We start from the raw sequence: 25,665 nt of genomic DNA, 5'->3' as shown, positions 1-25,665 counted from the left end.
ATATAAAAAATATCTTATCAACTTTATAGTTTTTTATATTTATTTTAAAAAATGTTAAATGTTTAATATTTATTAGATTATTTAAACTTATAGCGATGATATTATGAAAAAAAAATTAATTAATTTCAATAATTCATTTGTTCTAGTCGTGGGAGATCTCATACTAGATTGTTATTGGTACAGTAAAAACCATCATATGCTATCCGAACAATCAACACCAATCGTACCAATCCATAAAGTCAAAGAACAACCTGGAGGTGCTGCAAATGTAGCTAAAAATATTGCAGAGATTGGAGGTTATTCTAAAATAATTGGTTTTATTGGTATGGATAATGAAGGATTAATATTGAGAAAACTTATGGACCATGTACGAATTAATTGTGATTTAATTTCTATAAAAAAAAATAAAACTATTACTAAAATTAGAGTTGTATCAGAAAAAAAACAATTAATTCGAGTAGATTTTCAAGAAAAATATATTTCTAAAAAAAATAGCATGCTAGATCAAAAAATTATTGATTCAATATCACAATTTAAAATTTTAGTACTATCAGATTATGCAAAAGGCACTCTAGTAAATATAAAAAAAATTATTAGTTTTGCAAAAAAAATGTCTATCCCTATATTAATAGATCCTAAAGGAGTCGATTTTAAAAAATACTCTGGTGCTAGTTTATTAACACCAAATCTTTCTGAATTTGAAAAAATAGTTGGAAAATGTCATAGAGAAAATGAAATTTTTCAAAAAGGGATAAAATTATTATCTGAACTAAATTTATCAGCACTGTTAGTTACTCGTTCTAAGCAAGGGATGACTTTATTTCAAACACAAAAAAAACCAATACATTTTCCTGCTATATCTAAAATAGCTTCTGATGTAACCGGAGCAGGAGATACTGTAATTGCTACAATTGCAGCATCTTTAGCAACAGGATATTCTTTAGAGGAAGCATGTTTTTATGCTAATATTGCAGCTAGCATAGTAATACAAAAAATTGGTACTGAAACATTAACTATTAATGAATTAAATTATGTTTTAAATAACCAATAAAAAATACTGATTATTTATTTTTATAATTCTTTATAAAACTTATTTTAGAAAACTTATGAAATATTTAGTCACATATAAATAAAATACTCTATTGAGTAATAATATATAAAAAAATTTTAAATATCACTTAAAAATAAATCTACGTTGCTCTTAAATTTAATTCAATATATGATAGATTAATTATTAATACTTCTATTATAAAAAATTTAAAATATGAAGATAAAAAATTAATTAAATTTAATATGCGTAAAACTTTTTTTAAGAATCATTCAACTCTACTAAGATTTTTATAATGAACCAAACACTCTTGTCTAAATTTGGAACACCTATAGAACGAATTCAAAAAGCAATACTTGCATTACAATCTGGTCAAGGAATTATTATATTAGATGATGAAAAACGTGAGAACGAAGGAGATCTCGTTTTCGCATCCGAAAATATGACAATAGAACAAATGGCTTTAACCATTCGATATGGTAGCGGAATAGTATGTCTTTGTATAACTGAATCAAAACGAAAACAGCTTAATTTGCCTATGATGGTTAAAAAAAATACTAGTGCATATCGTACTGGGTTTACAGTGACAATAGAAGCTTCTAAAGGAATTTCTACTGGTGTATCAGCCAGAGATAGACTGACTACTATAAAAACTGCTATTGCTGATAATGCTAAACCCAGTGATTTAAACAGACCAGGACACGTGTTCCCTTTAAGAGCCCATAAAGGTGGGATTTTATCAAGAGCAGGACATACAGAAGCTGCTATCGAAATCGTTTCTCTAGCAGGATTTAAACCAGCTGGAGTCATTTGTGAATTAACAAACAAAGATGGAACTATGGCTCGTACACCTGAAGTAATAGAATTTTCTAAAAATAAAAAAATGCAAGTATTAACTATAAAAGATTTAATCTTTTACATTAAAAAAACAAATCGTTTATAGACCATTTTGGTTTTACTAATATTTCTAATTGAGGCTTTTTTGCTTCTTTGTGACGTAAAAAACCAAGATATGCAATCATAGCACCATTATCTGTACAAAATTCTGGACTAGAATAAAAAACTGTTCCATTAAAATATTTTTTAACCATTTTTTTAGATTTTTCACGTAAATTATGGTTCGCACTAACACCACCTGCTATAACTAAACGTTTCCATTTTTGTTTTTTTAATGCTTTTTTAGTTTTGATTAATAATACGTCAATTACTGCATTTTCAAAAGCTCTTGCAATATTAGCTTTTTCTTGTATACTTTGATTGCATTTATTAATTTTTTGAGCTGCAAAAGTCTTTAAACCTGAAAAACTAAAATTTAAACTAGGATGATGTATCATAGGTCTAGGAAAATAGCAATAATCTTCAATTCCGTTACATGCTAATTTAGATAACTCAGCACCACCTGGATATTTTAATCCTAATAATTTTGCTGTCTTATCAAATGCTTCACCAGCTGCATCATCTAAACAATTTCCAAGTATTTCATATTTACCAAATTTATAAGCACCAATAATTTGTGTGTGTTTCCCAGATACCAGTAATGCAATAAATGGAAACTTAATTGATTTAAAATTTAACATTGGTGATAATAAATGTGCTTCCATATGATGAACCGGAAGGACTGGTTTATTCAAAGATAATCCTAATGAACATGCAAATGTGGCACCCACTAATAATGAACCGACTAAACCAGGACCAGCAGTATAAGCAATTATATCAATACATTCAGCAATACTTTTATTTTTAAATATTTTTTTTAATAAAAAAATCATTGCCGTCATATGTTCTCGAGATGCTAATTCTGGAACAACACCTCCATACATATTATGTAAATTTCTTTGATTATACACTTCATTGATTAACAATCCTTTTTTACTATCATAAATCGCTATACCTGTATCATCGCAAGAAGTTTCAATACCTAATACTCTCATAAATTTACGCCTATATGTTAAAGTTTTATAAGAAGAAATACATTTCACATCAATTTTCAATTAATGTTATTCTAAATGACATAATTTCGAAAAATTTTATTGAAACTATATTAAACATAAAAAATGACACTTTACAATATGATACTCATTGATATAGGATCTATTGTTTTAAATATATTTTGATAATATTTTATTTTATAAAAGTAGATAATTGAGGTAAATTTTGAATGCCAATAATAAAAGTACGTGAAAATGAACCATTTGATGTAGCACTCCGTCGTTTTAAACGATCTTGTGAAAAAGCTGGTATTTTAGCTGAAATTCGTCGAAGAGAATTTTATGAAAAACCAACTACTGAACGTAAGCGAGCAAAAGCTTCAGCTGTTAAACGTCTTGCAAAAAAACTTACACGAGAAAACGCAAGACGTATTCGTATGTACTAAATATATTTTAGTAAAAAAATAAATAAAAAAAGCCGTTCTTTTTTTAAGAACGGAAATAAATTATATAATTGTAAAATTACATGTCTGGGAAAATACCTAAATATTTTATCACTGAACTACTATTTCGAACTAATATTATAGAATTAATTAATACACGTCTAACATTAAAAAAAAATGGTAAAAATTATCAAACTAACTGTCCTTTTCATAACGATAAAACTCCATCTTTTACTGTTAGTTATGAAAAACAATTTTACTATTGTTTTGGATGTAATGCACATGGTAATGCCATTGACTTTTTAATACAGTATGAAAATTTAAGTTTTATAGAAACGATTGAAGAACTAGCTACAATGCATGGTATTACAATACCATTTGAAAATATAACGTCAAATAATCTTTATTTTAAAAAACAAAAGCTATATTTATTAATGGAAAAAATATGTAAATTATATAAAAAAAATATAAATTTTACTGATTTAGCTAATCAATATTTAGCTAAAAGAGGTATTAATAAAAATATGATTGATTGTTTTTTGATTGGCTTTTCTAGTTTAAGCTGGAACAGCTTTTATAAAAAACTAAAAATAAATAAAGAACTTGAACAAGAATTATTAATTCACAATATAATTTCTGTTAGTAAAAAGGGATATACATACGATCGATTTCAAGGACGTATAATATTTCCTATACAAGATTATCATGGCAGAATTATTGGTTTCGGAGGTCGCTCATTAAATAATATTTTACCAAAATATCTTAATTCACCTGAAACAGATATTTTTCATAAAAAAAAACAAATTTATGGATTGTATCAAGTTAAAAAAAAATGTTTAAAACCCATATATTTATTGGTTGTTGAAGGATATATTGATGTTATAACATTAACACAATATAATATTAATTATGTTGTTTCTACCTTAGGAACTTCAACAACAAGTGAACATATTCAGCTTCTTTTTCAAAATACAGATATGATCATATACTGCTATGATGGTGATGATGCAGGAAAAAATGCCGCTTGGCAAACTTTAAAAAAATCGTTGCCATACATATCAGATAAAAAAACCTTGAAATTTCTCTTATTACCTGATAATGAAGATCCTGATTCAATTATTCGAAAAGAAGGTAGAGAAAAATTTCAAATGCGAATAAAAAATGCAATTACTATGTCAAAATTTTTTTTTAAAAACATATTGAAAAATATTAATTTATCATCTAATGATGATAAATTTTATCTAAGCACACGTGCTTTACCTTTAATAAATACCATTTCCAGTGATACGATAAGAATTTATTTACGTCAAATATTAGCTAGAATGATAGGAATTTTAGATGATAATCAATTCGAAAAATTTTTATATGAAAAAGAAATAAAAAACACTAAAAAACTACAATTTCAAATCAAGCGTACTCCAATGCGTACTCTGATAGGACTACTTATACAAAATCCTAGTTTAGCAAAAATAGCTCCTTCGACAACAAAATTTAAAAATTTAAAAATAAAAGGATTACCTATTTTTTTGGAAATATTACAGACATGTCTTGATAATCCTAATATTAATACAGGTCAACTATTGGAATTATATAGAAACACTAAAATAATTAATATTTTAAAAATTTTAGCAAGATGGGATCATATGATAATTCAAGAAGAAATTCAAAACATGTTTTTAGATTTACTAATGAACATATATGATAAAATTCTTGAAAAAAGACAAGAATATCTTATTGCAAAAGAAAGAACAAATGGATTAAAAATGGACGAAAAAAAAGAAATCTGGTCTATTAATAAAGCCTTATCAAAAAAATAGCATTAATTTCTTTAAAAGATTTAATAGCAATTAAACATATTAATATTTTAAAAATTGAAAATACTTTTTTAACCTATTGAAAAATTTAAGATAATTTTATTATTCATTATTGACAAATTAGTCAATTAATATTCATTAAATTAATAGAATCTGGATACCGTATTATGGATCAAAACCCACAGTCGCAACTTAAGCTACTTGTTACACATGGTAAGGAGCAAGGGTATTTAACCTATTCTGAAGTTAATGATCATTTACCAGAAGATATTATTGATTCTGAACAAATCGATGATATCATTCAGATGATTAATGATATGGGCATTCCAGTAGTTGAAGAAGCACCTGATGCTGATGATTTAATATTAAATGAAATTAATACAGATACAGACGAAGATACAGTTGAAGCAGCAACACAAGTGCTATCTAGTGTAGAGTCTGAATTAGGACGAACTACTGATCCCGTTCGAATGTACATGAGAGAAATGGGTACTGTAGAATTACTTACACGAGAAGGAGAAATTGATATAGCTAAACGTATTGAAGAAGGCATTAATCAAGTGCAATGCTCAGTATCAGAATATCCAGAAGCAATCACGTATCTTCTTGAACAATACGATCGAGTTAAAACTGGTCAGATACGATTATCAGATATAATAACAGGTTTTGTTGATCCAAATGCAGACGAAATTTTTTCTCCTGCAGCAATTCATATAGGTTCCGAACTTCTAGATGAAGATCAAAACAATGAAGAAGACGAAGAAGACAATCAAAACGATCATGAAGACGATCATAGTATTGATCCAGAATTAGCTAATGAAAAATTTTCTGAATTACGTATACAATATAATAATACAAATAACACAATTAAAAATAAAAATAGAACACATAAAGACGCATTATTAGAAATTTATAATCTTTCAGAAGTTTTTAAACAATTTCGATTAGTTCCCAAACAATTTGATCATTTGGTCAATAATATGAGACATATGATGGAAAGAGTACGAACACAAGAAAGAATTATTATAAAATTATGTGTTGAAACATGTAAAATGCCAAAAAAAAATTTTATTAAAATTTTTCCAGTAAAAAAAATTAACAATCTTTGGTTTATAAAAGAACAAAATACAAATCAACCATGGTCTGAAAACTTAAAAAAAGTTAAAGAAGCTGTTTTTATTAGTGTAGAAAAATTAATTAAAATAGAAGAAGAAACTGGTTTGACTATTGAACAGGTAAAAGATATTAACAAAAGAATGTCTATTGGAGAATCAAAAGCTAGACGAGCAAAAAAAGAAATGGTAGAAGCTAATTTAAGATTAGTTATTTCTATTGCAAAAAAATATACAAATAGAGGACTACAATTTCTAGATTTAATTCAAGAAGGAAATATTGGTCTAATGAAAGCTGTAGATAAGTTTGAATATCGTCGCGGTTATAAGTTTTCAACTTATGCAACTTGGTGGATTCGACAAGCAATTACACGATCTATTGCTGATCAAGCCCGTACTATTCGTATTCCAGTACACATGATTGAAACCATTAATAAACTTAATCGTATTTCTAGACAAATGTTACAAGAAATAGGTCGGGAACCAACTCCAGAAGAATTGTCTGAAAAAATGCTTATTCCTGAAGATAAAATTAGAAAGGTCTTAAAAATAGCTAAAGAACCTATCTCTATGGAAACACCTATTGGAGATGATGATGATTCACATCTAGGTGATTTTATTGAAGATACTACTTTAGAATTACCATTAGATTCTGCTACATCTGAAAGTTTACGTTCAGCTACTCATGATGTCTTATCAGGTCTCACAGCTCGTGAAGCAAAAGTATTACGTATGCGATTTGGAATAGATATGAATACTGATCATACTCTAGAAGAAGTTGGTAAACAATTTGATGTTACTCGTGAAAGAATACGTCAAATAGAAGCAAAAGCGCTTCGAAAACTACGTCATCCAAGCAGATCAGAAGTATTGCGTAGTTTTTTAGACGATTAAAATAGAAGAGTTAAATATAAAATAAAGCTTCTGTACTAATATTAGTATATCTACTATAATTTATTTTTAATAAAACAGAAGTTTTTATTTTATATATAAAAAATACACTAAATACCATCTCCGTATTGAAACATATTTGTAGATTGCAAACTATTTTTTTCTTTCCTGGAAAAATATTTTTTACCATCTAATTGATTTATGATTTTTGCTGGTACCCCAACAACTGTTACATATGCAGGAACACTTTTTAAAACTATCGAACCTGCTCCTATTTTTGCTTCTAAACCTATTTCAATATTTCCTAAAATTTTTGCTCCAGCCCCTATAATAACTCCTTTTCGAATAGTAGGATGTCTATTTTTACTAAAGTTTTTTCCAGTACCACCTAAAGTAACTGAATGAAAAATTGAAACATCATCTTCTATAGTAACATTTTCTCCGATAACAATACCAGTTGCATGATCAAGCATTACACCAGATCCAATATGCGCAGCTGGATGAATATCAACTGAAAATTCAGAAGATATTCTACTTTGTAGATATGTAGACAATGATTTTTTTTTCATATTCCAAAGATAATGACTTATTCTATATGCTTCTAATGCATGAAAACCTTTTAAATAAAGTAAAGGTGTTAAATAATCCTTTACTGCTGGATCTCTGTATAATATAGCTTTTATGTCTCGTACTACAACATCTAATATAGACGGATTATTTAAATATATCTCATCAAAGACACTTTTAATTTGTTTTTCAGAAATAGTAGATGTGGATAATTTATTTGCTAAGATACAACTTAAAGAACTAATTAAACTTTTATGCTGCAAAATACTATATTGATAAAAATCTGATAAAATTGGTTCTTTTTTTAATAAAAAAGAAACTTCATCGAGTATTTTTCTCCATATTTTTGATGTTTCTGTAACACACATAATTTTCTCCTATAGAATATTCATACTATTTTTATAATTAGATTTTTTTTAATATCCCAAAAAAAGAACAAGTATATTCATGATTTATTTTTTTATTTATATTTTTTTTCTTCTAATTTTATATGCTCATGATACAGAGCATCAAAATTAATAGGTGCAAGATTCATCTGAGGGAAACTACCATAAGATATCAAATTAGATATACATGCACGAGCATAAGGAAACAAAATATTTGGACAATAAGAATATAGACAATGATTCAATCTTTTTTTATTTAAATTTGCAATAAAAAAAATACCAGCTTGATCTATATCACATAAAAAAACTAAATCTTCTTTAATTTTTACTGTAACTCTTACTTTCAAAATAATTTCAAAAATATCTTTTTCTATTTTTTTAGCACTAGTATTTAAATTAAATTTAATATTAGGTGTCCAATTAATATGAAAAATATTTGGTGTATTCGGTGCTTCAAAAGAAGCATCTTTTATATAAATACGTTGAATTTCAAAGGATTCTTGTTTTTTTTTTTCTTTTGACATAACATATCCCAAAACATAATAAATGCATATAACTTAATATTTTTTAATTTATCTAATTTTTTAAAAAATTATTCCGTAATTTTCTAAATTATTTATCTTTAGTAGTAAGTGGAAGATGATTTATATTCCAATAATATATACCATTTTTTAAAATATAAATATGTTTAAATCCATGTTTAAAGAATTCTTTAATGCACGCACTATCTCTATATGTTTCATTTAATACAAGAATAATAGGAGTATGTTTATACGTCTGTATTTCTTGCATCTCTCCTAAGAAAATGTTTTTTAATGGAATATTAATAGAATTAATAATATGCCCTTCTTTAAAAAATTCTGGAGAACGAGTATCGATTACAACAGCTTTCTCTTTATTAATTAACTTTATTGCTTGAAAATTGTTAATTGTTTTAGATTGTAAAAATATATTTTTAATCACAAAAGAAATTAATGCAATAAGACATAACAACCATATACTAAAAAGTATAATATGTTCACTAATAAAAAATACTATATTCTGCATAAATTACATTTCCTATGTTTTATATTTTAAAAAATTATTAACTCAGCATTTAAATGATTTTTAAATGCTAGTTAATAACGATAAATAATATAAAAATTTTATACTAATTAAAATATATTCAATCTTTTTTTTGCTTTTATAATTTCTTCATAAACTCGATATGGTGCTACACCACCTTTAGACAGCCTCTTTTCAAGACAAGATTCTAAGGTAATATTATCATATATATCATTTTGAATCAGTTGACTATACATTTGAAACGTAGATAATTCTAAATTATTTAAAGATTTTTTTTCACTAATTGCTTTTAATACTAATTGACCAGATATATTATGTGCTTCACGAAAAGTTACACCCTTTTTCACTAAATAATCTGCAATTTCTGTTGCATTAGAGTATCCTTCTTCTGCAGCTTTACGACATGATTTATTTTTTATTTTAATATTTTTTAATACTAACGTTGCTATGCATAAACAATCATTCCATGTTTTTATTGCATCAAATAAACCTTCTTTGTCCTCTTGCATATCTTTATTATAAGATAAAGGAAGAGATTTTAATATAACTAAAATAGAAATCAATGATCCGTGAACACGACCACATTTAGCACGAATCAGTTCCAATGCATCTGGATTTTTTTTTTGAGGCATTAATGATGAACCTGATGTAATTGAATCGGATAACTCAATAAAATTAGCTTCACCAGAATTAAAAAAAATTATATCTTCAGAAAATCGTGATAAATGCATCATGCTGATTGATGCAGATGATAATATTTCCACAACATAATCTCGATCAGAAACGCTATCAAGTGCATTGTTAGTCGCAGAACTAAAACCCATAGACAAAGCAAGTTCTTCACGATTAATGTTCCATGCCGTACCAGAAAGAGCACCAGACCCAAGAGGACTCGTATTTAATCTTTTTAAAACATCTTTTAAGCGACCAACATCTCGTCTTAACATTTCGACATAAGCTAAACACCAATAAGAAAAAGTAATAGGTTGAGCTCGTTGTAGATGAGTATATCCTGGCATGATAACACTATGATTACATTCCGCACTTATAATAAAACTCTTTTGCAATTCAATTAGATTTTCTAATAGAATGTTAATTCTATTTCTACACCATAATTTTAAATCAGTTGTAATCTGATCATTTCTACTTCGACCTGTGTGTAACTTTTTCCCTAATTTGCCAATTTTATTAATAAGCTTCTCTTCTACCCAACTATGAATATCTTCACAATTACTTGTGAGAATATTTTGAACATTATCTTTGATTTCTATTAGTAATTCACAAAGTGCAGATTCTATTATTATTTGTTCTTTTTTAGTAATAATACCGCTTTTCATTAACGTTTTAGACCAAGCGACTGAAGCAGTGATATCTTCTTCTGCCAAAATATAATCAAAAGATAAAGATTTATTAAATTCTTTAAATAATTTATGAGATTCATTAATGAATCGTCCACCCCAAAGTGTCATATATCGTCTCTATAAAAAAACTGCAAAAAGAAAATTAAATGTAACATTGTATTATGAATGTATTTTAAAATTTTTTAAAAACTATTTTAATCCATTGCGTGCGCGTATTCTTGAAGACAAGGAAAAAAGACGAATAAATCCATCTGCATCAGATTGTTTATATACTTGATCTTCACTAAAAGTAGCATATTCTTCAGAATATAATGAATTAGGAGATTTTTTTTGAATAGCTATTACAGTACCTTTGTATAATTTTAATATAACTTCTCCATTTATTTCCGATGATAATGAGTCAGAAGCAGCTTGTAAGGATTTACGTATTGGAGAAAACCAACGTCCATCATAAACAATAGATGACATTTCTAAACCTATTTTTTCTCTCCATTTGAAACTTTCACGATCTAATACTAATTGTTCAATTGCTTTTATAGCTGTAGTAATAATAGTTCCACCAGGCGTTTCATAACATCCTCTAGATTTCATGCCAATTAATCTATTCTCAACAATGTCAATTCTACCAATACCATGTCTAGAACCTAAATTATTTAATTCCTCTACACATTGTAGAGGGTTTAATTTTTTATTATTGACAGACACCACTGAGCCCGATTTTAATGTTAATGAAATATATTCAGGTTGTTCTGGTGCATCTTCTGGGTCTACGGTCCAATTCCAACAATCTGCATTAGATTGATTCCAAGGATTTTCAAGTAAACCTCCTTCTGTTGAAATATGCCAGGAATTCTCATCTTTACTATATATTTTCTCTAATGTTGCAGTTGTAGGAATGTTTCTTTCATGTAAGTATTTTAATAGTGATTCTCTTGAATTAAGATTCCATTCTCGCCATGGTGCAATTACATTTAAATCTGGAGCTAATGCTGCATAAGCCATTTCAAATCGAACTTGATCATTTCCTTTTCCAGTAGCACCATGACATAATGAATTTGCTCCAATATTTAATGCTAGTTCCACTTGTTTTTTTGCAATAATAGGTCTAGCCATAGCTGTTCCTAATAAATAACTGCCTTCATATAAAGCACCAGTTTTTAAAACAGGATAAACATAATCTTTTATAAATTCTTCTTTTAAATCAAAAACATGACAACTAGATGCACCAGAATCTAGTGATTTTTTTTCAATACCATTTAAATCTTTTTTAGATTGTCCTATATCTGCAACAAAAGCAATAACTTCAAAATTATAATTTTCTCTGAGCCATGGAATAATAGCTGAAGTATCTAAACCACCAGAATATGCTAAAACGACTTTATTATTTTTTTTTCTAATCATTTTTTAAATCCATTATATTTATTATACAAATTATATTTATTATACAATTATATGCAGACTCGAGTCCCAATGTTTATACCATTAAACAATAATTTTAAATCTTCTGTATTTTGCCAACTTGCTATGTCTACGGGGCGATGTAAAACACGTGCAGCTTCTAAAGCTGCATTCACTTTAACAATCATACCATTAGTAATAATGCCTTGTTCAATTAATCGTTGAGCTTTAATACTATTAATCTCTTTAATTCTCTGTCCTTTTCCATCTAGTATTGAACTTATGTCAGATAATAAAATTAAATGAGCTTGTAAAGTAGTTGCTAAAGCTGTTGCTGCTAAATCAGCATTTACATTCATTAACAAACCATCATTAGTAATTCCTATAGAACTAATAATTGGTAAAATACTTTCTTCACAAAGTTTTTTTAGAAAAAAAGGTGATCCTGGAAATGCTTTTCCAACATGACCTAAATCTTGATCTAACTTTTCTACGTTGACACTTTTTCCATCTGCTAAACACAATCCAACAGCATTTATATTGTATTTTAACGCCCATGCAAGTAGAGTTTTGTTAGCAGTTCCAGCTAATGCACCCGTAATAATATTAATATGTTCAGCTGGAGTAATACGTAGACCATTCTTTTTTTTAACTGGAAGAGAAAGTTTTTTCATCAAATCATCAATTAAACGACCTCCTCCATGAATTATTAACATATGACGTTTATAAGACTTCCGATAATCAACTAAAGCTTCAAATAGACGCATCATAGCATTATCACTTTCTAAAAGAACTCCACCTAATTTAATCACTAAAGGATTCATCATACATACTCATCATTAATTAAATAATTGATTCCGTTTCAGAAAAACCAAAACGAATATTAAAACACTGTACTGCTTGGGCAGCAGCACCTTTTAATAAGTTATCTTCTGCTGTTACAATTACTATATAATTATCCTTTATTACAAATCCAATATCACAAAATGGTTGTTTTTCAACTGATTTAATGCTTGGTAAATATTTTTTGTATATACGAACTAATGGTTTGTTCCTATAAAATTTATAAAAAATATTATATATATCCATCGATTTAACATTATATTTTAGTTTGCATGTGATAGTAGCAATTATACCTCGAGAAAAAGAACCTAAATGTGGAATAAAAATTACTGGAATACCTAATTTTTCTATAATTTCAGGAGTATGACGATGAGTAAAAATATTATATGGTTGCAAACTAACTTCACAAAAACTATTCTTTAAATTAGTCTTTCTACCAGCACCACTTACACCACTTATAGCGTTAATAATCGGCATATTTGTATCACAAAGAACGTTTTCTTCAATAAGGGGTTTTAATGCTAATTGAACACAAGTTGCATAACATCCAGGTACTGCAATTAGATTTGCTTTTTTAATTTTTCTTTCTTTCCATTCTGCTAATCCATAAACAGATTTTTTTAAAAGTTCTTTATATTGATGCGCAAAACCATAATAATCCAAATATAACGTGCTTTTTTTAAACCTATAAGCACCAGAAAGATCAAAAACAACACAACCTAAAGATAAAAAAGAAGGAACAAGAGTATGACTAACACAATGATCTGTTGCTAAAAAAACAGCATCAATATTTTTGTCAATTAAAGTAGAATTTCCTATAGCTTCAAACCGTAGATCTATAATATTTTTAAATTGTTGATGAACATCTGAAAATAACTTACCTACATCTAAACTATTATTTGAAACAAATATTTTTTTTATATTAGCAAACGTATGACGATTTATATAGTTAACTAATTCTGCACCAGCATATCCACTAGCACCAACAATTAATACATTCAACATAAAATTAATAAACCTTAAACAAAGAATTACTATTTTTAGATAAAATAATGTATTAAATTTTATAAAAAATATATTTTATATTATTAATACATTGATCAATTATCCATTTGCGAATAAAATATTTTAAATTTAATCAATAATATGCAATTAAAAATTTCTAATATGATGAAAAAAACACCTTCTTTTATTGAAGTTTATAAGTCACTAATCAAAATTCCTACAGTTAGTAGTGACAATAAATCTCTTGATCAAAGCAATAAAAATTTTATTGATTTATTATCTAATTATTTTTCTGATTTAAATTTTTCTATAAAAAATTATCAAATTCCATATACTAATAAATTCAATATGTTAGCTTCTATTGGTTCAGGAACTGGAGGACTTCTATTATCTGGACATTCAGATACAGTAGATTTTGACGAAAAAAAATGGACAAAAGATCCTTTCACATTAACTGAAGCTAATAATAGATTTTATGGATTAGGAACAGTAGATATGAAAGGTTTTTTTGCTTTTATATTAGATGTAATATCTTCCATAAATACAAAAAAGATCACTAAGCCAATTTATATTCTTGCAACTGCTAATGAAGAAACAGATATGTCTGGAGCTAGATATTTTATAAAATCTACCAATATTAAACCAGATTGTATAATAATTGGAGAACCGACATCTTTAAAATTAATTAATGCACATAAAGGACACATGTCCTATTCAATTAAAGTTATTGGAAATACTGGACATTCTAGCAATCCTGATTATGGCATTAACAGTATTGAAATTATGTATGATGTTATTAAGGCGTTATTACTTTTAAAGAAATATTTAAAACAAAAATATCGACATCAAGATTTTTCTATTCCATATCCAACTTTGAATTTATCTTCTATACATGGCGGTAATGCAATTAATCGAATTTGTTCTTCATGTGTATTAAATTTTGAAATACGACCTACACCAGGGCTGACTTTAACACAAATTGAAATTTTAATTGAAGAAAAATTAGAATTAATCATAAAAAAATGGTCTGATAATCGTATTTTTATAAAAAAACTTTTTTCTTCTGTTCCTTCCTATGAATGTTCTCATAAAGATAATATCACTAAAACAGTAGAAAAATTATGTCAATTAAATAGTACAACAGTAAATTACTGTACAGAAGCTCCTTTTCTAGAGAAAATTGCACCTACCTTAATACTAGGACCAGGTTCTATTGAACAAGCACATCAGCCAGATGAATATTTAGATAAATTTTTTATTCAACCAACCAAAAATATTATCAGTAAATTAATAAATAAATTTTGTTATTAAATTAAATATTTTTATAAACCTAAAATATGACAAATGGCATAAGTGATATCAGATTGATTTAAAGTATAAAAATGAAAGTTTTTTACTCCTTCAAAAGATAGTTTTTTTACCATATCTATTGCTATACTAGAACCTATTATTTTCTGTGTAACTAAATCGTTATCTAAACCATTGAACATCTCAAACATCCATTGAGGAATTTTAATATTAGTCATTTTTGAAAAACGTTGTAATTGCTTAAAATTACAAATAGGCAAAATACCAGGTATAATTTCAACATTTATTCTATTTTTAATGCAATTCTCTCGAAAACGCAGATAACTTTCAATATTAAAAAAAAACTGGGTAATTGCCCTATTCGCACCTGCATCAATTTTTTTTTTCAAATTAAGGATATCTAATTTAGAACTTTTTGATTCTGGATGTAGTTCAGGATAAGCAGCTACAGAAATATCAAAATTAGCGATTTTTTTTAATAAAACAACTAAATCTAAAGCATACATCTTATGTTTATAATCTTTTTTTGATGTATCCCCTCTTAGTGCAACAATACTTTTGATACCGTTATTCCAATAATTCTCTGCTATTTTTTTTAATTCAGCAGGTGTAGAATCAATACAAGTTAAATGAGCTGCTGTAATAATACCTGTTTTTTTATATATCTTATTTACAATATCATATGTTTTTTCACGTTCCCCAGAATTTGCACCATAAGTAACAGAAAAAAATTTTGGTTTTAATTTACTCAGACGTTTAACTGAAGACCATAAGTTTTCTTCTAAAGCAGAATTTTTAGGTGGAAAAAATTCAAAAGAACAATGTATACTATTTCGAATATTTTCTAATTTTTGATTCATTATATCTTGATGATATTCGGAAAAAAAATTCATTTTTAAACTCCATTAACATAATTTCATATAAAAATTACTATATATGCTAAAAAATTTATTTATAGTATAAAATAAACAAACAACATTATTATTATCTAATATTCCATGTGTAAAAAAAAAGATCTTTCTAATCAATCATTAAAAGATTTAAACACATTTGCAATAGATGTAACAGCAAAAAAAATTATTTTCGTAAAATCAATTAAATCACTAATTAATATATCGAAAATCTGCCAATTATCTAATATTCCTTATATAATTTTAGGAGAAGGAAGTAATATATTATTTTTAGAAAACTATAGAGGAATAGTAATTATTAATCGAATTAAAGGAATAAAAATAACAGAAAAAAAACACACTTGGTTATTGTATGTATTTTCAGGGGAAAAATGGCATGATTTAGTAAAGTTAACTTTAAATTTAGGGATTTTTGGATTAGAAAATTTAGCATTAATTCCAGGTTGTATAGGATCTGCGGCAATTCAAAATATTGGTGCATACGGCTTAGAATTTAAAGATGTATGTGAATATGTCGATGTATTATCTTTAAAAAATAATACTACAAAAAGAATTAATAAAAAATCTTGTAAATTTTCTTATCGAAATAGTATTTTTAAAAATCAATATAATCATGATTATGCTATTATTGGGGTTGGAATAAAACTATCAAAAAAATGGCATCCAATAATCTTTTCTTCATTAGAAAGTTATATTAAACCTATAAATATAACTGCATGTAATATTTTTAATATAATATGTAAAATACGTGAAAAAAAAATTCCTGATCCAAAAAAAACTGGTAATGCCGGTAGTTTTTTTAAAAATCCTATTATTAAAAAAGAAAAAGCACAAAAACTTCAATATTTATATAAAATACCATATTATCCAGAAAAAAATGGTTTAGTAAAAATTTCTGGCGCTTGGTTAATCGAAAATTATAAATTTAATAATATTAAGATTGGTGATGCAAGTATTCATAAAAAACAAAAACTAATAATCATCAATAAAAAAAATGCTACTCCTAAAGATATTATAAAATTAGCGAAAATAATACATATATGTGTTTTTAAAAAATTTGGTGTATTGTTAGAACCAGAAATAGACTTTATTGGACGAATCGGAAAAGTAAAATCATCAGATATTTTTAAATGTCAAAAAAAATAAAAGTTATATCATTTTAAAAGAAGATGATATTGCCCGAAAGCAAGATTATTTTAATAAAAAAACTTGCAATACGAATGAAAAATTATATAATATAATTTGTTTAAAACTAATCTTCTAATATTTATTACTATTTTTAGTAAAAAAAGCCGGCTTAGCTCAGCAGGTAGAGCAACTGACTTGTAATCAGTAGGTCACCAGTTCGATTCCGGTAGCCGGCATAAAAATTATTTTTAGGTGGGATTCCCGAGCGGCCAAAGGGAGCAGACTGTAAATCTGCCGTCATAGACTTCGAAGGTTCGAATCCTTCTCCCACCAAAATAAAAAATATAAATCCCATAAAATGCGGACATCGTATAATGGCTATTACCTTAGCCTTCCAAGCTGATGACGCGGGTTCGATTCCCGCTGTCCGCTAAAAAATTAAAATTGCTGATATGGCTCAGTAGGTAGAGCACACCCTTGGTAAGGGTGAGGTCCCCAGTTCAATCCTGGGTATCAGCATAACTAAAAAGATTTAGTTAATAAATATATTCGTAACATTCTTTCATTAAGCAGGTAATTTTTTAAAAAAATATTTTCAAATCATTTATCATAAATCTCACCTAATACTTTATTTTAAAATATTCTATATTTTGAAACTTCTACACTTACTTCATAACGAATTGATCTATTTTAAAAATAAATAGTTTATTTCAAGAGTTTTTAATTTTAAAAAATAACGAAAAATTTTTCATCTAAAAAATATAATTTTTATAAATAAAAAAAGAACAAGATATTTAATTTATTAACATATTTTTTCTATATTATTTTATAATTTTAGGAGAAATTATGAATAAAAATAATTACAACCGCAACAAGTTTAAAATCTTAGAGAAAATAAAATGGTTATCTATATCTATATTTTTAATTCTATCTTTTTTTATTAACTGCTATTTTTATAAAGAACAACTATTTGTTCGTATATTTATTATATCTTTTTTAATTCTGTGTGCGATAGTAACTTTAATGTACACAAAAACAGGCGAATACATATTATCATATATAATTATGTCAAAAAAGGAGATGCAAAAAATAATATGGCCTAAATATAACGAGACTTTATATACTACATTGATTGTTATTTCTGTAACAATTCTCATGTCTCTTCTTTTGTGGGGTGTAGATAGTATAATATTCCATTTAATAGCATTTATTATTAGTTTAAGGTTCTAAAAATGCATGAGAGTCAAAAAAAAAGATGGTATGTATTACAAGCTTTTTCTGGATTCGAAAGTCGCGTGGCACAATCAATACGAGAATATATAAAATTGAATGAAATGGGAGATTTATTCGGAGAAGTTATGGTTCCTTCTCAAGAAGTTGTTGAGATTCGAGGTGGACAGCGTAGAAAAAGTGAATACAAATTTTTTCCTGGATATGTTTTAATCCAAATGACAATGACAGATTCAACTTGGCATTTAATTAGAAATATTCCAAGAGTTTTAGGTTTCATAGGAGGGAAATCAGACAAACCTTCTCCTATTAGTGATAAAGAAGTGGAAATTATTATTAATCGATTGCGTAAGATTGGTGACAAGCCAAGACCTAAAACTTTATTTGAACCAGGAGAAATGATTCGTGTTAATGATGGTCCTTTTGCAGACTTTAATGGTGTTGTAGAAGAAGTGGACTATGAAAAAAGTAGACTAAAAGTCTCTGTTTCTATTTTCGGAAGATCTACTCCGGTAGAACTAGATTTTAGGCAAGTTGAAAAAAATTAACACACTGATACATATCAATATAAAATGAGAAAAAAATGGCTAAAAAAATACAATCATATATTAAATTACAAGTTTCAGCTGGTACAGCTAATCCTAGTCCACCGATTGGACCTGCTTTAGGTCAAAAAGGTGTTAATATTATGGAATTTTGTAAATTGTTTAACAAAAAAACAGAAAATATAGAAAAAGGATTGCCAATACCAGTAATTATTACAGTTTATTCTGATCGTTCATTCACATTTATCACAAAAACACCTCCTGCTTCTATTTTATTGAAAAAACTATCTGGAATTAAAAAGGGTTCTAGTAAAACTAAATTAGAACAAATAGGAACAATTAAAAATTCACAGATCAAGGAAATAGCAACTATCAAAAATAATGATATGACTGGTTCTAATATTGAAAGCATGATGAGATCTATTGAAGGTACTGCTAAATCTATGGGTCTAATTATTGAGGAATAACAATGAAAAAAACAGCTAAACGTATAAAAAATATTAAAAAAAATATTAATTTTGAAAAATTATACCACATAGATGATCTGATAAACTTATTAAAAAAATTATCTAAAGTAAAATTTAATGAAAGTATTGATATCGCTATTAATTTAGGAATAGATTCTAAAAAATCAGATCAAAATATTCGAGGTTCAATAGTATTACCAAATGGTATTGGACGTTTTATTCGAGTAGCTGTATTTACACAAGGAAATAATGTTGAAATAGCTAAAAATGCAGGTGCAGAATTAATAGGAATGGAAGATTTAGCTGAAAAAATAAAAAAAGAAGGTGTTAATTTTGATGTTGTCATTGCCTCACCTGACGCAATGAAAGTAGTAACACAGTTAGGACAAATACTTGGTCCTCGCAATTTAATGCCTAATCCTAAATTAGGAACAGTAACTACAAATATCGCTGAAGCAATTAAAAATGCGAAAACAGGACAAGTACGCTATCGAAATGATAAAAACGGAATTATTCATGCTACAATTGGTCGAATCAATTTTAATAAAAATCAAATAAAAGAAAATTTTAATATATTTTTAGAAGCTATAAAAAAATCAAAACCGCCACAATCAAAGGGAATATATATAAAAAAAATAGTTTTATCAACAACTATGGGTATAGGATTAATTCTTGATCAATCTACTTTGTCTCTTTAACACAATGATTTTCACTTTACGCTATAATAAAAATTATTTATAATGATATCCCTTTTTTTAATTATCAGCTAAATCTTTTTAGTTAAAAACACCTAAAAAATAATCTGATTCTAATGCTAAAATTTATTATTTAATAATTTTTTTATAGTCATAGAGTGAAAAAAAATAAAAATATATTTTACAAAAATCTATTATTATAGTTAGTATTTTTATTAAAAATTAATTTAAATTATTTCTCTCTAGAACAATAAGGAGAATTCAATAAATGGCATTAAATCTTCATAATAAGAAATTAATTGTTTCTAAAATTAATAAAATTTCTAATACGGCATTATCAGCTGTTACTGCAGATTCTCAAGGTGTTTGCGTAAATAAAATAAATGAATTAAGAAAATCCGGACGCGAAACAGGAGTAAAAATGAGTATTGTTCAAAATACTCTACTCTCTTTAGCGATTAAAAATACTGTTTTTGAATGTTTAAAAAAAAAATTAAAAGGTTCTACTTTTATCGCTTATTCTATGATACATCCAGGTAGTGGTGCTAGGTTATTTAAAGAATTTTCAAAAAAAAATACCCATTTTAAAATTACAGGAGCAGCTTTTGAAGGAAAATTACTCTCGACTTCAGAAATAAATCAACTTGCAGATATGCCTACTTATGAAGAAGCAATTATTAAACTTCTATTAGTATTGAAGATATCAGTTGCTGGAAAACTTGTTTATACATTATCTGCTATAAAACAAAAAAAAGAAACCTCTTAAAGGTTATTATTTTTGATGTATTAATAACATCTAAAATAATTCTAATTGTTATTAGGAATTATTGTTATGTCTATTACTAAAGAACAAATTTTAGAAGCTGTATCAGAAATGTCTGTTATGAATGTCGTAGATCTTATTGCGGCAATGGAAGAAAAATTTGGCGTTTCTGCTAATATGTCTATTAATAGCAGCAATCAGAATGAAAAAGATTCACATGAAGAAAAAACAGAATTTGATATTTTTTTAAAAGTTATTGGACCAAACAAAGTATCAGTAATTAAAACTGTACGAAGTGCAACTGGTCTAGGACTAAAAGAAGCTAAAGACTTAGTCGAATCTGCTCCAACAGTTTTAAAAGAAAATCTTAGCAAAGCAGATGCGGAATCACTTAAAAAAACATTGGAAGATGTGGGTGCCGAAATCGAAATTAAATAAAAATATTAAATTTTATAATTTAATTAATTTTAAAGTATGGCTGGTGATTTTAATTCACCAGCCTTTTTGATCAAAAAAAAAATTCAAATAATCTTCTAAAAATATTTAATAAAAAAATTATAAAACATAATTAAAATTCTTAAAACAAAATTACAACTGTCTCCCCTTCAGATAAAAAGATAAATTAATTTTTAACTTATCTGTCAACGAGCTTAGGAACCCCATGGTTTACTCTTATACCGAAAAAAAACGTATTCGTAAAGATTTTGGCAAACGTCCTAAAGTTTTAGATATACCATATCTGCTTTCGATTCAATTAGATTCTTTTAAAAAATTTATTCAACCAGATTTAGAAGGTCAATACGGATTAGAAGCAGCATTTCGTTCTGTGTTTCCTATTCGTGGTTACAATGGAAATTCTGAACTTCAATATGTTAGTTATCGTTTAGGAGAAACGATATTTGATGTGAAAGAATGTCAAATAAGAGGTGCTACTTATTCAGCACCATTGAGAGTAAGATTACGCTTAGTTATCTATGAACGTGACATACTAGAAGCTACTGTTAAAGATATTAAAGAACAAGAAGTTTATATGGGTGAAATCCCTTTAATGACAAATAATGGAACATTTATAATAAATGGGACGGAAAGAGTAGTTGTTTCTCAATTACATCGTAGTCCTGGAGTTTTTTTTGATAGTGACAAAGGTAAAACACATTCTTCAGGAAAAGTTCTCTATAATGCCCGAATTATTCCTTATCGAGGATCTTGGTTAGATTTTGAATTTGATCCAAAAGATAATTTATTTGTTAGAATTGATAGACGTAGAAAATTACCAGTAAGTATTCTTTTACGTGCTCTTAATTATAATACAGAAGAAATATTAAATATCTTCTTTGAAAAAAATATTTTCAAAATAGAAAATAATGAAATTAAATTGAAATTAGTACCTGAAAGACTTCGCGGTGAAACTGCATCGTTTGAAATTAAAAAAAATGGAAGAATATATATAGAAAAAGGACGTCGTATTACTGCTAGACATATTCAAGAACTAAAAAGAAACAAGATTAAATCTATTATAGTTCCTGTTGAATACATTTTAGGAAGAATTGTATCTAAAAACTATATAGATCAAAAAACAGGCGAAATAATTATTTTGTCCAATACAGAACTGTCTTTAGAAATATTGGAGAAATTAAAAAAATCAGGTTTTCATGATATCGAAACACTATTTACTAATGATTTAGATCATGGTCCATATATATCTGAAACACTACGAATAGATTCAGCTAATGATCGCATGAGCGCTTTAATAGAAATTTATCGGGTTATGAGACCTGGAGAACCGCCTACTAAAGAAGCAACAGAAAACTTATTTGAAAATTTATTTTTTTCTGAAGATAGGTATGATCTATCTTCTGTTGGTAGAATGAAATTTAATAGATCTCTTTTGCGTGAAGAAATTGAAGGTTCAGGTACTTTAAATAAAGAAGATATTATAGATGTCATAAAAAAAATTATTGACATTCGCAATGGAAAAGGAGAAGTAGATGATATTGATCATTTAGGCAATCGACGTGTTAGATCTGTTGGTGAAATGGCAGAGAATCAATTTAGAATTGGTTTAGTGAGAGTAGAAAGAGCAGTTAAAGAGAGATTATCTATCGGTGATTTAGATACTCTTATGCCACAAGATATGATTAATGCCAAACCAATATCAGCTGCTGTTAAAGAATTTTTTGGTTCTAGTCAACTATCACAATTCATGGATCAAAACAATCCTTTATCAGAAATCACACATAAAAGACGAATTTCAGCATTAGGTTTAGGTGGTTTAACTAGAGAAAGAGCAGGTTTTGAAGTTCGGGATGTTCATCCTACTCATTACGGACGTGTATGTCCCATAGAAACACCAGAAGGTCCGAATATTGGATTGATTAATTCTTTATCCGTATATGCTCAGACAAATTCATATGGATTTTTAGAAACACCTTATCGAAAAGTTAGAAACGGTTTAGTAACTGAAGAAATCAACTATCTATCTGCTATAGAAGAAGGTAATTATATTATTGCACAAGCTAATACTAATATTGATAAAACTGGTTTTTTTACTGATGATTTAGTAACTTGTCGACATAAAGGTGAATCTAGTTTATTTAATCGTGATCAAGTAAATTATATGGATGTTTCTACTCAACAAATTGTATCTGTTGGTGCATCTTTAATTCCTTTTCTTGAACATGACGACGCAAACAGAGCATTAATGGGTGCTAATATGCAACGTCAAGCAGTACCTACTCTTAAAGCAGATAAACCTTTAATTGGAACGGGAATGGAACGAGCAGTAGCAGTAGATTCTGGCGTTACGGCAGTAGCTAAAAGAAGTGGTTTTATTCAATATGTAGATGCTTCACGTATAGTAATCAAAATCGATGAAAAAGAAATGTACTCAGGGGAAGCTGGAATAGATATCTACAATTTAACTAAATATACTCGATCAAATCAAAATACTTGCATCAATCAAAAACCCTGTGTCAATTTAGGTGAAAAAATTAAAAAAGGTGATGTTCTAGCAGATGGACCATCTACTGATTTAGGAGAACTCGCATTAGGACAAAATATGCGTGTGGCATTTATGCCTTGGAATGGATACAATTTTGAAGATTCAATCCTTGTATCAGAAAGAGTTGTTCAAGAAGATCGTTTTACTACAATTCATATTCAAGAATTATCATGTATATCACGAGATACTAAATTAGGAGCAGAAGAAATTAGTTCAGATATACCCAATGTAGGTGAAGCGGCATTATGCAAATTAGATGAATCAGGCATTGTTTATATTGGTGCAGAAGTAACTGGAGGAGACATACTAGTCGGAAAAGTCACTCCAAAAGGAGAAACTCAATTAACACCAGAAGAAAAATTATTACGTGCTATTTTTGGGGAAAAAGCATCAGATGTAAAAGATTCTTCATTACGAGTTCCTAATGGAGTATCAGGGACTGTAATAGATGTGCAAATATTTACAAGAGATGGTGTAAAAAAAGATAAAAGAGCTTTAGAAATTGAAGATATGCAAATTAAAAAAATTAAAAAAGACTTAACTGAAGAGTTTAAAATATTTGAATCGAGTTTATTCGCTCATATTAAAAAAACTTTTGAATCTTTAAACATTGAAACAGAACAACTTCATACACTACCTTTCGAAAAATGGTTTTCTGTAGAAATTAAACAAAAAGACAAAAAAAAAGAAGTGGACAAACTTGCAAAACAACACAGTGATTTAAAAGAAGAATTCAATAAAAAAATTGAAATAAAACGTCGAAAAATCACACAAGGTGATGATCTTGCTCCAGGTGTTTTAAAAATAGTTAAAGTATATTTAGCAGTTAAACGTCAAATTCAACCTGGTGATAAAATGGCAGGAAGACATGGTAATAAAGGAGTAATTTCTAAAATCAATCCTATTGAAGATATGCCTTATGATAAAAATGGTATACCAGTCGATATTGTTTTAAATCCATTAGGTGTTCCATCTCGTATGAATATTGGACAAATATTAGAAACACATTTAGGCATGGCAGCAAAAGGTATTGGTGATAAAATAAATCATATGCTTAAAATGCAAGAAAAAATATCCAATTTACGTAAATTTATCCAAAAAGCTTTTAACTTAGGAGATAACTTACGTCAAAAAGTAAATTTAGACGCATTTTCAAATGAAGAAATATTACATTTAGCTAAAAATTTAAAAAATGGCATGCCTATTGCTACACCAGTATTTGATGGTGCACAAGAAAATGAAATAAAAAAAATGTTAAAATTTGCAGGTTTGCCTACTTCTGGACAAATTACACTTTTCGATGGAAGAACAGGAGAAAAATTTGAAAGACCTGTTACTGTTGGTTATATGTACATGTTAAAATTAAATCATTTAGTAGATGATAAAATGCATGCTCGTTCTACTGGTTCTTATAGTTTAGTAACTCAACAACCACTAGGTGGAAAAGCTCAGTTTGGTGGACAACGTTTTGGTGAAATGGAAGTTTGGGCATTAGAAGCGTACGGAGCTTCCTATACATTACAAGAAATGTTAACTGTTAAATCCGATGACGTAAATGGAAGAACTAAAATGTACAAAAATATTGTAGACGGAAATCATCAAATGGAACCTGGAATGCCGGAATCTTTTAATGTACTTTTAAAAGAAATTCGATCATTAGGGATTAACATTGAACTAGAAAGCGAATAACAATATCAAAAATATAATAAAAAATATTTATATCTTTATTACCTTAAAAGTTTAACTCTAACGAGAG

General features: G+C 27.4%; 23 protein-coding genes and 4 tRNA genes. 18 read left to right on the top strand and 9 right to left on the bottom strand.

From position 1 onward, the window contains the following. Positions 1-103: 103 nt before the first annotated feature. On the top strand, positions 104-1,051 hold the full coding sequence (gene rfaE1, locus D9V71_RS00300; protein WP_158340408.1) for a D-glycero-beta-D-manno-heptose-7-phosphate kinase: 948 nt from the start codon (positions 104-106) through the stop codon (positions 1,049-1,051). Between the two features lie 292 nt (positions 1,052-1,343). Continuing rightward, on the top strand, positions 1,344-1,991 hold the full coding sequence (gene ribB, locus D9V71_RS00295; RefSeq protein ID WP_158340407.1) for a 3,4-dihydroxy-2-butanone-4-phosphate synthase: 648 nt from the start codon (positions 1,344-1,346) through the stop codon (positions 1,989-1,991). Here the strand turns inward: ribB and tsaD are convergent. Continuing rightward, positions 1,969-2,979 carry a tRNA (adenosine(37)-N6)-threonylcarbamoyltransferase complex transferase subunit TsaD gene (tsaD, locus tag D9V71_RS00290; protein ID WP_158340406.1) on the bottom strand — a complete coding sequence of 337 codons (1,011 nt, stop codon included), beginning with the start codon at positions 2,977-2,979 and terminating at the stop codon, positions 1,969-1,971. The genes ribB and tsaD overlap by 23 nt on opposite strands. Positions 2,980-3,206: 227 nt before the next feature. Between tsaD and rpsU the strand changes: the two genes are divergently transcribed. The 3 genes from rpsU to rpoD all read left to right on the top strand — a co-directional run bounded on the left by rpsU (position 3,207) and on the right by rpoD (position 7,239). Next, positions 3,207-3,422 carry a 30S ribosomal protein S21 gene (rpsU, locus tag D9V71_RS00285; protein WP_009874014.1) on the top strand — a complete coding sequence of 72 codons (216 nt, stop codon included), beginning with the start codon at positions 3,207-3,209 and terminating at the stop codon, positions 3,420-3,422. 80 nt (positions 3,423-3,502) lie between these two features. Continuing rightward, on the top strand, positions 3,503-5,236 hold the full coding sequence (gene dnaG / locus D9V71_RS00280; protein ID WP_158340405.1) for a DNA primase: 1,734 nt from the start codon (positions 3,503-3,505) through the stop codon (positions 5,234-5,236). Between the two features lie 164 nt (positions 5,237-5,400). Further along, a complete protein-coding gene (rpoD, locus tag D9V71_RS00275; RefSeq protein ID WP_158340404.1) occupies positions 5,401-7,239 on the top strand; it encodes an RNA polymerase sigma factor RpoD in 1,839 nt (612 codons plus the stop codon). Between the two features lie 107 nt (positions 7,240-7,346). On the opposite strand, the gene cysE is transcribed toward rpoD, so the two are convergent. The 7 genes from cysE to argC all read right to left on the bottom strand — a co-directional run bounded on the left by cysE (position 7,347) and on the right by argC (position 13,861). Next, positions 7,347-8,171, bottom strand: a complete 825-nt coding sequence (gene cysE / locus D9V71_RS00270; RefSeq protein WP_158340403.1) for a serine O-acetyltransferase — start codon at positions 8,169-8,171, stop codon at positions 7,347-7,349. A 92-nt stretch (positions 8,172-8,263) separates the two neighbouring features. Next, positions 8,264-8,713, bottom strand: a complete 450-nt coding sequence (gene secB, locus D9V71_RS00265) for a protein-export chaperone SecB (RefSeq protein WP_158340402.1) — start codon at positions 8,711-8,713, stop codon at positions 8,264-8,266. Between the two features lie 88 nt (positions 8,714-8,801). Continuing rightward, positions 8,802-9,236 carry a rhodanese-like domain-containing protein gene (locus D9V71_RS00260; RefSeq protein ID WP_158340401.1) on the bottom strand — a complete coding sequence of 145 codons (435 nt, stop codon included), beginning with the start codon at positions 9,234-9,236 and terminating at the stop codon, positions 8,802-8,804. Between the two features lie 107 nt (positions 9,237-9,343). Then, a complete protein-coding gene (gene argH / locus D9V71_RS00255; protein ID WP_158340400.1) occupies positions 9,344-10,723 on the bottom strand; it encodes an argininosuccinate lyase in 1,380 nt (459 codons plus the stop codon). An 81-nt stretch (positions 10,724-10,804) separates the two neighbouring features. Continuing rightward, positions 10,805-12,016 carry an argininosuccinate synthase gene (locus D9V71_RS00250; protein ID WP_158340399.1) on the bottom strand — a complete coding sequence of 404 codons (1,212 nt, stop codon included), beginning with the start codon at positions 12,014-12,016 and terminating at the stop codon, positions 10,805-10,807. Positions 12,017-12,063: 47 nt separating this feature from the next. Next, complete coding sequence (argB, locus tag D9V71_RS00245; protein WP_158340398.1) at positions 12,064-12,837, bottom strand: acetylglutamate kinase; 774 nt, start codon at positions 12,835-12,837, stop codon at positions 12,064-12,066. A 19-nt stretch (positions 12,838-12,856) separates the two neighbouring features. Then, on the bottom strand, positions 12,857-13,861 hold the full coding sequence (gene argC, locus D9V71_RS00240) for an N-acetyl-gamma-glutamyl-phosphate reductase (RefSeq protein WP_158340397.1): 1,005 nt from the start codon (positions 13,859-13,861) through the stop codon (positions 12,857-12,859). A 162-nt stretch (positions 13,862-14,023) separates the two neighbouring features. On the opposite strand from argC, the gene argE reads away from it, so the two are divergent. After that, a complete protein-coding gene (gene argE, locus D9V71_RS00235; RefSeq protein ID WP_158340396.1) occupies positions 14,024-15,172 on the top strand; it encodes an acetylornithine deacetylase in 1,149 nt (382 codons plus the stop codon). Between the two features lie 11 nt (positions 15,173-15,183). Here the strand turns inward: argE and metF are convergent, their stop codons facing one another. Beyond that, positions 15,184-16,062 (bottom strand): methylenetetrahydrofolate reductase, encoded by an 879-nt coding sequence (gene metF, locus D9V71_RS00230; RefSeq protein WP_158340395.1) that lies wholly within the window; start codon positions 16,060-16,062, stop codon positions 15,184-15,186. A 105-nt stretch (positions 16,063-16,167) separates the two neighbouring features. Between metF and murB the strand changes: the two genes are divergently transcribed. The 12 genes from murB to rpoB all read left to right on the top strand — a co-directional run bounded on the left by murB (position 16,168) and on the right by rpoB (position 25,598). Then, positions 16,168-17,226, top strand: coding sequence for a UDP-N-acetylmuramate dehydrogenase (murB, locus tag D9V71_RS00225; RefSeq protein WP_158340394.1), 1,059 nt, complete (start codon positions 16,168-16,170; stop codon positions 17,224-17,226). Positions 17,227-17,371: 145 nt separating this feature from the next. Continuing rightward, positions 17,372-17,444: transfer RNA gene (locus D9V71_RS00220), tRNA-Thr, on the top strand. Positions 17,445-17,459: 15 nt separating this feature from the next. Continuing rightward, positions 17,460-17,541: transfer RNA gene (locus D9V71_RS00215), tRNA-Tyr, on the top strand. Between the two features lie 27 nt (positions 17,542-17,568). Further along, positions 17,569-17,640, top strand: a tRNA-Gly gene (locus tag D9V71_RS00210). Between the two features lie 14 nt (positions 17,641-17,654). Beyond that, positions 17,655-17,727: transfer RNA gene (locus D9V71_RS00205), tRNA-Thr, on the top strand. 327 nt (positions 17,728-18,054) lie between these two features. Further along, on the top strand, positions 18,055-18,438 hold the full coding sequence (gene secE, locus D9V71_RS00200) for a preprotein translocase subunit SecE (RefSeq protein WP_158340393.1): 384 nt from the start codon (positions 18,055-18,057) through the stop codon (positions 18,436-18,438). Between the two features lie 2 nt (positions 18,439-18,440). Then, positions 18,441-18,986, top strand: a complete 546-nt coding sequence (gene nusG, locus D9V71_RS00195) for a transcription termination/antitermination protein NusG (protein WP_158340392.1) — start codon at positions 18,441-18,443, stop codon at positions 18,984-18,986. 35 nt (positions 18,987-19,021) lie between these two features. Then, entirely contained in the window at positions 19,022-19,450 is a 429-nt protein-coding gene (gene rplK, locus D9V71_RS00190) for a 50S ribosomal protein L11 (RefSeq protein ID WP_158340391.1), read from the top strand. A 2-nt stretch (positions 19,451-19,452) separates the two neighbouring features. Then, a complete protein-coding gene (gene rplA, locus D9V71_RS00185; protein WP_158340390.1) occupies positions 19,453-20,148 on the top strand; it encodes a 50S ribosomal protein L1 in 696 nt (231 codons plus the stop codon). A gap of 265 nt (positions 20,149-20,413) precedes the next feature. Beyond that, a complete protein-coding gene (gene rplJ, locus D9V71_RS00180; protein WP_158340389.1) occupies positions 20,414-20,911 on the top strand; it encodes a 50S ribosomal protein L10 in 498 nt (165 codons plus the stop codon). A gap of 66 nt (positions 20,912-20,977) precedes the next feature. Then, complete coding sequence (gene rplL, locus D9V71_RS00175) at positions 20,978-21,346, top strand: 50S ribosomal protein L7/L12 (protein WP_158340388.1); 369 nt, start codon at positions 20,978-20,980, stop codon at positions 21,344-21,346. 223 nt (positions 21,347-21,569) lie between these two features. Next, entirely contained in the window at positions 21,570-25,598 is a 4,029-nt protein-coding gene (gene rpoB, locus D9V71_RS00170) for a DNA-directed RNA polymerase subunit beta (protein ID WP_158340387.1), read from the top strand. Positions 25,599-25,665: the final 67 nt, after the last annotated feature.

The sequence above is a fragment of the Buchnera aphidicola (Macrosiphum euphorbiae) genome (assembly GCF_005237295.1).
Taxonomy (GTDB): domain Bacteria; phylum Pseudomonadota; class Gammaproteobacteria; order Enterobacterales; family Enterobacteriaceae; genus Buchnera; species Buchnera aphidicola_AP.
The sequence above is the reverse complement of the archived record's forward strand: the minus strand, read 5'-3'. Positions and strand labels throughout refer to the sequence as shown.